Consider the following 11,412-nt stretch of genomic DNA (forward strand, 5'->3'; position numbering starts at 1 on the left):
TTTCAACATCGCCCAGGACAATCAAGGTCACGGCAAACCAACGCCTACAAGCCCCATAAATACATGGCCTACAAGGTTGCTTGATGGCAGCCTGTTGCTTAACTTGGGTGGATTGGGGTCCGACCCCAGTCCTTGTTCTTGGGCTAAAAATAGCATCACTAACACTAACTTAACGGCATTCGGGTCTGACCCCAGCCTTCCGCTAGTGGCGACGTACACTCAGTCTTTGCTGCCTGCTTTCCAGTTCAGGCCAAAGCTGTAGCGCTCGTCCATGGCCTGGTGCGCCGTGATTTTACCTTGGCCGCCGAAGTATTCCACCAATTTTGTCACCTGCAGGTTGCCGCCCTGGTTTTCCAGCATGGCGATAGCGCACATGGCGTGCGAGCTGTCTGTATCGAGGCGCACCTCCACGCTCGGTTGGCCGGGAATGTCGATCGTCACCACGCCATCCGTGGCGGCCCAGTTAGGTACGCCTTCGTAGATGAAGGCATACACGAGCACGCGCTTGATTTGCTCGAAATGGGTGCCGTTGATGAAGATGTTTTCACCGTTGCTGACGCTGCCCGTGCGATCGTCGCCTTCCAGGTGGATGTAGGGCGCCCTGTCGTAAGCGCCCCAGCTGTTGCCCAGTGCCTGCACGGCGCTCTTGCTGCCATTGCTCATTTCGAACAGGCAGCCGATATCGAGGTCGATGCCGCCCGCGCGGCCGGCCGGCTTGTTAAATAGCTTGCCGAGGAAGCCCGTGTCGAGCTTGGAGGCAGGCGCCTGGCCTTGCGCAGCGTTCTGGTTCCAGTTCAGGTTGACGCGGATGCGGCCATAACCGCCGCTGTCGCGCTTGTCGAGCGAGATCTTGTCGCCGCGCTTTTCTAGGCGGATTTTCGACAGCGAAATTTTGTTTGCCGCTGGCGCTGGTGTGGGCGCGGGAGTGGGAGCGGACGCAGGGGAAGACGCTGCCGCTTCGCTGCCGCCAAAGTGCTTCAGCAGCGCCGCCAGGCCACCCGCAAAGCCCTGGCCCACGGCGCCGAAGCGCCAACTGCCGTCGCGGCGATACAACTCGCCGATGATGACCGCTTTTTCTTCCTGGAAGTCATTGCCCGTGAAGGCGAAGGTGGCGGCCTGGCCCAGCGTCATGCTGGAATTGCCCAGCGCGCGCATGCTGCCTTGCTCGGTCGCCGCCGTAAACACCAGCTTGTCGATGCTGGCAGGCAGGCGGGCAAGGTCCACCTGGAAGGTGGAGCGCGAGCCGTTCAGCTCCACCGTGACAGCGTTGTCCGGCGTACTTTTCTGGTTGTAGAACACCATATAACGGTCGTCCGACAGCTTGCCGGCTGCATCGACGCCAAAGCAGCTGACATCGACTTCCATTGCGCCGGAAGCGATATCGAGAGTGACGGCAAAGGGACCGTTCAAGCCCAGGTCTGCCAGTTTGCCTTTTTGTCCGCGTGTGAAATTGTTCATGGTGGTGCAATCCCTTCGTCGCTTGAGAGTTGAGTCAATGAATTGTTGGCCTGGTGCGCCGGTGCCGCCTCGGCCGCATGGCGGATGCCGAACAGGCGCGCCTGTTCGATGATGCGCAGCGCCCAGCTTGAATGGGTGGCCACTTCGCACATCGATTCCTGCATGCGAAAAACGGCCGGGCTGTCCGGGTCGATGATGCGCAGCGCCAGTTCGATGTCTGACTGCGCCACCTGGTAGTGGCGCTCGATCTGCGGCACCTGGTCTGGGTGGATGGCGGTCTTGGCGATCATGCCGTGCGCCATGTCCTGCGCCACTTCGGCATCGAGCCAGTTGCCCTGTGACAGGTGCTCGAAGACGGGCGCCGTCAGCTGGAAGCCGTGCGGCTTGAAAATGGTGATCAGGCGGCCGATGACTTGTCCCAGCGGTGTCTGATAAATGGTGCCGCTGGTAGGGCGGCGCAGTCCCAGCAGGGCCAACAGATCATTACCGCCGATGCGCAGCGCCAGGATACGCCGACGCACTTCCGGTGCCGACAGGATGAGGCGAAACTGCTTCATTTCCTCGTCGTCGAACACTTCCACCGTTTCCAGTGTCGGCATCAGCAAGTGATGCGTGTGGCGCACCAGCTCGAAATACGCGGCAAAGTTGTGGCGCGTGGACTTGGGTAGCACGAAGCCGCTCAATTTTTCGGCGCCGGGCATGCCCAGCACGCGCGCCAGCACATCGAGATTGCGCACGCGCACGAAGCGCAGCGTGTCCGATTCGGCACCCATGTTTTGCAGCGCCAGCGAGAGGTTAAACAGTGCGTAGCTGAGGTCGCGCTCGGCGATGGCGTCTTCGGTGCACAGTATGACCGAACGCAAATGACTCAATTTGTCGCCATTGGCAATCGCCAGCAAGTCCTTGTGCGTGGTTGGCACGTACATGGAGGCGCCCAGCGCTGCCTTGTGTTCGCTTTGTGGGTGTAGCGAGTTGTTATCCATCGACTGCGCTCCTGATAAGGGCGACCGCCTGGTAGGGCAGCGCCGGGTCTACGCTGACGGGGATGGCTTTTTCGTGCGCCAGCAGCAGTAAATGTGCCACATCCGGTGCATTCATGTCGCGTACGATCAGGCGTTCGGGGACGCGGCGCAGCAGTACGCGCGTCGCTTCGCCGAGGCCTGGCTTGATCAGATTGATGTCGCTGATGCCGTATTGCTGCTGCGCCTGCGCCATATAGGCTTGCGAGCGCGCCGCCATGGCTGGCGCATCGGTCGCCTCAGCGAGCGGGATGCCGCTGCTGGTGGCGATCGCCACGGCATCGGCCACCAGGCCGTCGGCAAAATCGCGCGACTGATCGTGTTGTTCGAACTGCGCGTAGTAGACGCAGCCGTGGAAGTCGTCGGGGCCGATGGCGTCATTGAGCACGGAGCGGCTCACCAGGCCCGAGACGGTGGCGTTCAAAATGCTCGACGCGATCAGGTAGTCGTCGCAGGACGCGGCGCAGGCTGCTGTGCCGGCCAGGTCGGACAGCACGAACAGGCCGCCGTCGATGGCCGTGCCCTGCGCGGCGTTGAAATCACTGACCGTCTGGCGCAGCTCGCGCGAAATCACGCCCTTGCCTGTCCAGCCATCGACGAAGACGATGGATGCATCGGCGTGGCCCTGCGCCAGGATGTGTTTGAGCGCATTTGCATCGATGCCGCGGTCGCGGATGATGGAAATGGAATAATGGCTGCATTCGCGCTGCAACACCTGGCGCAGCAAATGACCGAGGATGACGCCCACGGGCGTGCCGGCGCGCGCCAGCGACACTAGCGTGATCGGGCCCGTGCGGCGCGCCGCGATCAGGGCCGCCAGGCGCAGGCAGTCGCGCGCCATCTGCAGGCGGTTGGCCGCAAACGCGTTCTGGAATAGCGCCAGGTAAGCGGGCGAGGGCAGCGACTCCGGCGACAGCATTTCGCTGTAGTGGCGCTGTCCGGACTGGATCAAACGTTCCTTTTCGGCCAGGTCCAGGATGGGTTCGAGCGCCATCGGCGTGAGCAGGAACTCAACGTCATCCTGGCGGTAGCTGCCGCTGAAATGCTGCGCGCCTTCGGTCATAGCGCCGCCACGGTGAGTGCTGCCAACTGGGTGCCGTTGGGGATGATGGCGTAGTCGCAGGCGGCCATGAAACGGGCGTCCGAGCGGCTGTCGCCCATGCCGAAGCTGAGAATGGGGCCATGCTCGGCTTCCAGTTCCGCGCGCAGGTAGGCGACGGCGCGCGCCTTGTTCAGGGTTTTCGGCAGCACGGCCAGGTTGTTGCCGTTGCGGTGGATAAAGTAGTCGCTGCCTTCCTTGGCAATCCACTGTTGCAGCACCTGCTCTTCGATGTCGGCCAGGCGCTCGCCGCGCGCTTCATGGTCCTTGACGACGATGTAGAACGGCGTGTTGTAATCCTCGATCAGGCGCGCGCGCGTAGGCATGCCCGCCTTGATCTGGAAATCGTCGATGATGCGCATGGCGTCTTGCAGACCGGGCAGCGCCGTCTGCATGTCGTTTTGCATCAGTGCCAGCCAGCCCGCGTCGAGCGCGCCGCCTGGCTGCAGTACGATGCCGCCGTAATCGAGCACGCTGTAGCTGGTAAACGGCAGGTCGACCCGGCGGAAGGCGTCGCCATTTCTCGCCGTGGCGGGAATCAGTGTCATGCCGCTTTGCGCAAATTCAAAGAAGGCGCGCTGGCGCGCCGTCGTATACGAGCAGGCATCGCCATTTTTCAGGTAGGCCGCTGGCTGCAGGTCGGTCTGGCCCGGGCATTTTTTCGGCGTCTGGAACAGTGTGTCGTCCAGATCAACAAACAGGAATTTCTTCAATTTTGGTCTCTGATTGAAAGTGAAACAGGCGGCCATTCAGCTGGCCGGCGAGTTGCATGAGGGCCGGACTGGCCGGCGTTTCATGGCAGATGAAAACGTGCTGGTACTGGCCAGGTGCCACGTTGTACAGGTAATTGGCGATACCTTCGCCGTAGTTATCGTCGCAACGCAGGATATGGCTAACGGAGCCCCACGACAGGATGGGCGAGCGCGTAGTCGATTGCACCACGACGTTCTTGCCCAGCGCTTCGAGTTCGCGCGCCAGCAGAAATGACGGGTGCATGAATTCGCCCGTACCCAGCACCAGCACCGAGTCGCCAGCGCCGATTTCCTGTGCCAGTTGCACCGCCAGGCCTTGCGGCGGCGTCAGCGCGCGCCCCACGCCAATGCGGCCAAAGGCAGGGCTGGCGCCCCGTTCCGCGTTGGCCTCGAAGCGCTGCGCGCTGGCCGCTATCGGCGCAGGCGCATCGCCGGCCTGGAAGGCGTAATGGCCGGACAGCGCCGCGCCTATGGTGGTGGGCAGACCAAAACGCTGGGTCAGGCCGGCGTTGGCGGCCTGACCCATGAAATTGGTAATCACGCCCAGGTGCAGCTTTTCCAGCTGAGGATAGCGCGCGCGGCACACTTGCACCAGGTTGGCGAAGGTATTGCCGGTCGATGCTTCATCGTCGATCAGCACCAGGCTGCGGGCCGAGGAAAACACGGCGCTGGCGGCGTCGGACAGGTGCAAAAACTGGCGCGGCGCGTGGCTGTGCGACTCCTCGAATTCGAAGAAGGGCACCGTGCCCACGCGGTAGCGCGAGCTGTGCAGGAACAGGGCCTGGCCATTCGGATGGGCGCGCAGCCATGCTTCGAACACGCCCTGTCCCAGGCCGACGGCCGTTTCCGCCATGGCGATGAAGACCACGGGGCCGGGCAGGCTGGGGGGAATCTGCGCGGCCAGGTTGTCGTGGATGGCTTCCATGGCGCGCGGCGTGACGGGCCAGTGCTTGCCCAGCACCTTGGACAGGAACAGGAAGCCGCGCTTGGCGTTGGCGCGCGCGGCAAAGCCGATCAGCCAGTCCAGCGGAAAGCGTGCCTCGTCCACCTTCAGGGTCAGTTCGCCCGTCGGCATCTGCTTCTTGACGATGTTCATGGCAGCTCCACGGCGTAGGCGGCTTCGGCCACGCGCATGCCCTCGCCGATGGCAGGCACGCTGAGCTTGTCGTAGCCTTGGTCGAAGCCGGCCAGCGCCAGGTAGGGCAGGTTCGGTCCGGCCGCGCACGCCATGCCGATGCCGCCCGACATGCGCGGGTTAATCTCCAGCAGCGCCAGGCCGTTGGCGCCTTCTCGGAACTGGATGTTGAAGACGCCATTGAGGCGGTAGTCGCGCGCCAGTTTTTCGCAGGCGGCCAGCAAGTCGGCGCGCAGCTCGATCAGCTGGCCGCTGCCGCCCACGTGCAGCTTCTTGCGCGGCACGGCGCAAATGAGCTTGCCCTGGTCGGCCACGCAGTCGGCGCTGTATTCGTGGCCATCGAGGTATTCCATCAGCAGTAGCGTCTTGAAGGTTCCCATCTGCGCCAGGCCGCTGCGCAGCTCCTGCGCATTGATCTGGTAGGCGGCGCCGGCCAGCAGCAGCTGGGCGCTGGTGCGCTCTTCATCGAGCACGGCAAAGCCCAGGCCATACACCGATTCCGATGGCTTGATGCACAGCTTGCGATGCAGCGGCTGCAGCTCGGCATAGGCGGCGTCGTATTCCTCGATACTTGTCACGGCACGGTAGTCGGCCGGGGGTGCCATGGGCAGATCGAGGCCGTCGCAGAAGCGCGCCTTGTCGTGCATCAAAGCGAGCGTGTCTTCACTGGCCACGCTAAGCACGCGCGTGCCGAGGGCGGCAAAGCGCGCGCTGGCGCTGCCGATCAGGCCTGCTTCCTTGCCGGGCCAGAAAATCGTGATCGCGCGGTCGCGGCAAAATTCCAGGCACCACTCGACATAATTGAGGCCCGTCAGTCCCGACGGTTCGACTGCATATTCGTGGGCCGATAAAAAGGCCGCCGCATGCGCATTCGTATTGCTGCACACGATGTGATAGCGCGGCTGGCCGCTAGTGGCGGCCATATCGGCCTCGCGGATCAGGCGCATGGCCGTGCCGACCGAGGAAAATGTTTTGTTGAACCAGACTCTTTGCATGTACGGGGACCGGGTGGAAATGGGGAAGCCGCGCGCAGGTGCGCGCGCGGGAATTCTATATAGCCAGACTTAACTTGGCCTTAGCAATTTTTTGAACTGCAACGTTGAACAACAAACTAACAACGCATGACAAAATCGTAGCGAGCGCACGGAAGAGGTGGCCGAAGAGCGCAACCGTAATGTAGTACGGGGGCGCCGAGCCGGTGCGCATCGCAGGGCGCCTATCTCAACGCGCAGTAGGTTTGCTCGGTTGCTCTTAGCTGGCTTTGCCGGAGGCTGTCCACTTGAGGAAGGCGTCGCGGTTGCGCGAGCAGATGAAGACCTTGCCCGAGCCGGAAAAACGCAGCACGATGCCTTCGCCGCTAGTCACGCTATTGACCATATTGCCGAGGAAGCCGCCGATGCCGCCGCCGCTGGCGCCGCCGCCCGTGGTCACGGAAATGTCGTATTTCAGGCTATTGTCCCAGCAGACTACGTGGGAATTGTCGATCACGACATCCTTGCCCGGCTCGACGTCGAGCTGGAACATGGAGCCGAAGCCCGATACGACCACTTGCCCCGTGCCTGCCGTCTCCATGACGAAGAAGCCGCCCGACTGGGCGAACAGCGCGTTGCCGATGCTTTGCGTACGTACCTTCATTTCCGTACCCGAGGTGGCGGCGACAAAGGCGCCGTCGTTGAGCAGGTACTGCCGCGCGCCCACGTCGACCACTTCGATGGCGCCCGGCAGGGTGGGCGAAAGCAGGCAGTCGCCGCTGCCACGCACCGCTTCGATGTGCTGCTGGAAGAACGATTCGCCATTTGCGAAGCGGCGCATGATGGCGCTGCCCAAGCCTCCCGTCATCTTGCCTTTCAAGTCCAGCGCCGTTTCCATCATCACCATGGCATCGGATTCGCAATAGATGGTTTCGCCCTGCTTCATGCTGACGTGCAGGAATGGATCGACGTCACCGGTGACACTAAATACTGGCATGATAAATCTCCAAAAAAAAGCCGCCTGAACTGTTCAGGCGGCAGCAATGATATGACATTAGCCCCATGCATCGCGCGAAACCGTAGCAATCAGGCCCGAAGTGCGCGGCACCGCAGGTTTAGCGCGTGTGTATATTAGGCATTCACGCCGAAGGAGCGAGCGAGGGGGCCCAGGCCGCCGTTGAAGCCCTGGCCGATAGCCTTGAACTTCCATTCGCCGTTGTAGCGGTAGATCTCGCCAAAGATCATCGCCGTTTCCGTCGAGCTGTCTTCGGACAGGTCGTAGCGGGCGATTTCTTTTTCGCCTTCCGCGTTCAGGCAGCGGATGAAGGCTTTCGAGACCATGCCGAAGTTCTGGCGGCGCGCGTCGGCGTCATGGATGGTCACGCTGATGCTGATGCGGTCGATGTCAGCGGGCACGCGCGTCAGGTCGATTTCGATGCGCTCATCGTCGCCTTCGCCTTCGCCCGTGGTGTTGTCGCCCGTGTGGAGCACGGAACCGTCGGTCGACTTCAGGTTGTTGTAGAAGATAAAGTCAGAGTCGCCACGCACTTTGCCGTCGGTTTTCAGCAGGAAAGCACTACCGTCAAGGTCGAAGGTAGCGCCATCGGTCGAGCGGGGATCCCAGCCAAGGCCGACGATGATCTTCTTCAGGTTCGGTGCTTCCTTGCTCAGGTTGACGTTGCCGCCTTTTTGCAAACTGATTGCCATGTGGTGCTCCTTTTAGTAATTAAACTCAAACATGCCTTCATGGGATGAGCGCAAGGCGCTCGTGCCATTACTTTCTTAACTGGGGACGCAAGCGCCGATTTCAAGCTTGCGCTGCGTGCCGTTTGCGATAGCGCAAGGACGACCACAGCGAAACGAGGATGAAGGCCACGCCCGACAGGCCGGTGAACCACTCCGGAATATGGTACTTGATGGACGCCAGCATGATCAAGGCGAGGATGCCGATCGCGTAATGGGCGCCGTGTTCCAGATAGACGAATTCGTCCAGCGTGCCCTTGTGCACCAGGAAGACCGTCATCGAACGCACGAACATGGCGCCGATGGCCAGGCCCAGCATGATGATGACGACATCGTTGGTGATGGCAAAGGCGCCGATCACGCCGTCGAAACTGAACGAGGCATCGAGCACTTCCAGGTACAGGAAGCCGCCGATACTGCCGCGCGCCACCGTTTTGACCAGGTCGCCATTGCCACTTTTTGCCGGCCCCGCGCCTTCGTCGCCGCCCTGCGCGTGCGCTTCGCCTTCTTCCAGCAAGCCGCTGATCCAGTTCACGCCGATATACACGGCGATGCCGACGATGCCCGAAGCGAGCACGCTGTATTTTTCTTCCGCGGGACCCATCGCCACGCAGGCGGCCACGGCGCCCATGGTGATCAGGACTGCCAGGCTTTCGGTGCCCAGCGCGTTGACTTTTTCCTCGGCCCAACCCAGCCAGTGCAATTCTTTCTCATCATCGAACAGGAAGTTCAGAAATACCAGCAGCAAAAAGGCGCCGCCGAACGCCGCCACTTGCGCATGGTTGTCCGTCAGGTGCTTGGCATACACGTCCGGCGTGGTGGTCGCCATGGTCCATACGTCAAGCAGGCCCAGGCCCGTGGCGACGGAAACGATGACCAGCGGAAACAGCAGCCGCATGCCGAAGACGGCCACGAGGATACCTACGGTCAAGAAGAGTTTTTGCCAGAATGCATTCCAGTGGCGCAAGACCGAGGCATTCACCACAGCATTGTCAAACGACAGCGACACTTCCATGATGCCCAGCACGCCCGTGATCCATAGTGCCTGGAGCAGGCCGGACATGCCGCCATGGCTGTAACCCCACCAGCCCGACACCGCCATCAGGATAAAAGTGACTAAAAAAGAAATTCTGAAATGCTGCATGAGGACCCCGTTGCAAATGTGAAAGACGTTTGACTATTCGCGCCGCTGTAGGCGCCGCACCCAGTGTGGATATGCGTTAATTGTCGTATATGCCATGAGTTTATAGTAGTTGCCGCCGGGAGCGGCGTTTTATAGTCCGATGACAGACAGTTCTGCTGGCGTCGATGATCTGCGATAATTGCGGCGCGTCGCCGTTGGCGGCCGCAGCTGCCCGCACACTTTACAGACATATAAGAAGGAATACTCCGTGGATATCGCTTACCTCGTCACGCCCCTGATCACCTGGATCCTGGTCGGACCGATCAAATTCCTGATCAACAGTGTCCGCACGCGGCAATGGGCGTTCGGCCTGGTCGGTAATGGCGGCTTTCCCAGCAACCATAGCGCGGTCGTTTCCAGCATGGCAACACTGATCGCCTTGCGCGAAGGCATAGGCCATCCGGCCTTCGGCGTGGCCGTCACGCTGGCGTTCATCGTCATCATCGACGCCAACAGCCTGCGCCAGCACGTGGGCAAACAGGCGGCGGCCATCAATCGCCTGGCCGGGGAAGCGGTGAGCGCCGCGCACAAGACCTTGCGCGAGCGCATGGGCCATACCTTGGTGGAAATCGCCGGAGGCCTGTGCACGGGCGTGGCGATCGCTTTCCTGATCAACGCTGTTTTTGCCCGCTAGGCGTCCTGTTCCCTGAAACGCAAAACCCCGCCAAAGGCGGGGTTTTGCGTTTCAGGGCGTAAAAACTACGTTTCGTCCATGGATTAAAGCATTCCAGGAAAGCGCCGATTGACATGCCCGGATACGCTCATGGATACTTTGGCACTTGTGGTTTTAATAAAAATAAATGCTTGCTAACGCTTGCCGGCCCTATCCGGGCCGGCGCGACGGTAGCGCTGCTATCTATCCGGAGAATTATCCATGTTGCGCAAAACCCTGTTTGTTCTGGCCATCGCTTCTACCCTGGCCGCCTGCGGCAAAGAGTCCAAAGATCCTGGCAAAGGCGCTGGCAAGGGGACCAAGGAGCAAGCGGGTGCCGCCGTCAATTTGCTCGTCTCGCCGGAAGACCTGCTGACCATACACAGCAATGCGCTGGCGTCGGGGCCCGTCATTACCGGCTCCGTGCAGCCCGAGCGCAACGCGGACTTGCGCGCCGAGGTGTCGGCCGTGGTGATCCAGGTCATGAAAGAAAACGGCGAGGTCGTCAAGCGGGGCGACGTGCTGGTGCGCCTGGACGAAACGTCCATCCGCGACAGTCTCAATTCGGCCGAGGAAGCCAGCCGTGCCGCCAGCCAGGTGCTGGAACAGTCAGAACGCATGTTCCAGCGCATGAAAACCTTGCGCGCCTCGGGCATGACCTCGACGCAGGCGCAGGAAGATGCGGAAATTCGGCGCAACAATGCGCAAAGCGACCTGTCTGCTGCGAAGAGCCGCGCCGCCCAAGCCCGCCAGCAGTTGCAGCGCACCCTCGTGCGTGCGCCGTTCGACGGCATCGTGAGCGAGCGCAAAGTATCGAATGGCGATACGGCGCAAATCGGCAAGGAATTGATCAAGGTCATCGATCCGACCAGTATGCGCCTCGAAGGCTTGGTGTCGGCCGACAAGATCGGCGTCGTCAAGGTGGGCCAGCCCGTGCTGTTCCGTATCAATGGTTATCCAGGCCAGGACTTCTCGGGCAAGGTGCGCCGCGTCGATCCTGCCGCCAACGCTGTCACGCGCCAAGTGGCCGTGCTGGTCGATTTTAATGACAAGCAACAGCCGCGCGTGGCCGGCCTGTATGCGGAAGGACGCATCGAGACGGAAACCGTCAGCGCCTTGATGATACCCGACTCGGCTCTGGTGAAGGCGGGCGACCTGACCTATACGTGGAAAGTCAAGGACAAGGCCTTGCATAAAGTCACACTGCGCATCGGTGCGCGCGACGTGCGCACGGGCCAGTGGGAAGTGCAAAGCGGCCTGGCCAGTGGCGACACCGTGCTGCGCACGCCGGGCTCGACTTTCAAAGATGGGCAGAAAGTGGAATTGACAGCCGACAAGGCCATGCCAGCCGCCGCCATGGCCAGCAGCAGCACCGCCGTTGCCGGTAAAGGAAACTAAGC

The 11,412-nt window shown here is 61.5% G+C and carries 11 protein-coding genes; 2 read left to right on the forward strand and 9 right to left on the reverse strand.

The annotated features are described in order from the left end of the window. Positions 1 to 219: 219 nt before the first annotated feature. The 9 genes from ACQ4V8_RS08930 to ACQ4V8_RS08970 all read right to left on the reverse strand — a co-directional run bounded on the left by ACQ4V8_RS08930 (position 220) and on the right by ACQ4V8_RS08970 (position 9,321). Positions 220 to 1,458: a TerD family protein gene (locus ACQ4V8_RS08930; RefSeq protein ID WP_436571257.1), complete on the reverse strand. Its 1,239-nt coding sequence runs from the start codon at positions 1,456 to 1,458 to the stop codon at positions 220 to 222. Continuing rightward, entirely contained in the window at positions 1,455 to 2,441 is a 987-nt protein-coding gene (locus ACQ4V8_RS08935; protein WP_010396096.1) for an HpcH/HpaI aldolase/citrate lyase family protein, read from the reverse strand. Before ACQ4V8_RS08935 ends, ACQ4V8_RS08930 begins: the two co-directional genes overlap by 4 nt. After that, positions 2,434 to 3,540: a cysteine protease StiP family protein gene (locus ACQ4V8_RS08940; RefSeq protein WP_436571258.1), complete on the reverse strand. Its 1,107-nt coding sequence runs from the start codon at positions 3,538 to 3,540 to the stop codon at positions 2,434 to 2,436. Before ACQ4V8_RS08940 ends, ACQ4V8_RS08935 begins: the two co-directional genes overlap by 8 nt. Next, positions 3,537 to 4,289: an HAD family hydrolase gene (locus tag ACQ4V8_RS08945; protein ID WP_010396100.1), complete on the reverse strand. Its 753-nt coding sequence runs from the start codon at positions 4,287 to 4,289 to the stop codon at positions 3,537 to 3,539. Before ACQ4V8_RS08945 ends, ACQ4V8_RS08940 begins: the two co-directional genes overlap by 4 nt. Beyond that, the gene (locus tag ACQ4V8_RS08950) at positions 4,267 to 5,424 is read right to left on the reverse strand and encodes a phosphoribosyltransferase domain-containing protein (RefSeq protein WP_010396102.1); all 1,158 of its coding nucleotides are present in this window, start codon (positions 5,422 to 5,424) and stop codon (positions 4,267 to 4,269) included. Before ACQ4V8_RS08950 ends, ACQ4V8_RS08945 begins: the two co-directional genes overlap by 23 nt. After that, positions 5,421 to 6,458, reverse strand: a complete 1,038-nt coding sequence (locus ACQ4V8_RS08955; RefSeq protein WP_029496242.1) for an ATP-grasp domain-containing protein — start codon at positions 6,456 to 6,458, stop codon at positions 5,421 to 5,423. The genes ACQ4V8_RS08950 and ACQ4V8_RS08955 overlap by 4 nt, the downstream gene beginning before the upstream one ends. Before the next feature lie 256 nt (positions 6,459 to 6,714). Beyond that, positions 6,715 to 7,431 (reverse strand): TIGR00266 family protein, encoded by a 717-nt coding sequence (locus ACQ4V8_RS08960; RefSeq protein ID WP_010396104.1) that lies wholly within the window; start codon positions 7,429 to 7,431, stop codon positions 6,715 to 6,717. Positions 7,432 to 7,565: 134 nt separating this feature from the next. Then, entirely contained in the window at positions 7,566 to 8,141 is a 576-nt protein-coding gene (locus ACQ4V8_RS08965) for a TerD family protein (RefSeq protein WP_010396107.1), read from the reverse strand. 100 nt (positions 8,142 to 8,241) lie between these two features. Next, entirely contained in the window at positions 8,242 to 9,321 is a 1,080-nt protein-coding gene (locus tag ACQ4V8_RS08970) for a DUF475 domain-containing protein (RefSeq protein WP_070345550.1), read from the reverse strand. A gap of 247 nt (positions 9,322 to 9,568) precedes the next feature. Here ACQ4V8_RS08970 and ACQ4V8_RS08975 point away from each other — a divergent pair, with 247 nt between their 5' ends. Both ACQ4V8_RS08975 and ACQ4V8_RS08980 read left to right on the forward strand, forming a co-directional pair. Continuing rightward, the gene (locus ACQ4V8_RS08975; protein ID WP_010396109.1) at positions 9,569 to 9,994 is read left to right on the forward strand and encodes a divergent PAP2 family protein; all 426 of its coding nucleotides are present in this window, start codon (positions 9,569 to 9,571) and stop codon (positions 9,992 to 9,994) included. A gap of 240 nt (positions 9,995 to 10,234) precedes the next feature. Next, the gene (locus tag ACQ4V8_RS08980; protein WP_010396110.1) at positions 10,235 to 11,410 is read left to right on the forward strand and encodes an efflux RND transporter periplasmic adaptor subunit; all 1,176 of its coding nucleotides are present in this window, start codon (positions 10,235 to 10,237) and stop codon (positions 11,408 to 11,410) included. The last annotated feature ends 2 nt before the right edge of the window (positions 11,411 to 11,412 follow it).

Source organism: Janthinobacterium paucivorans, from assembly GCF_051380805.1.
GTDB lineage: Bacteria > Pseudomonadota > Gammaproteobacteria > Burkholderiales > Burkholderiaceae_D > Janthinobacterium > Janthinobacterium lividum_D.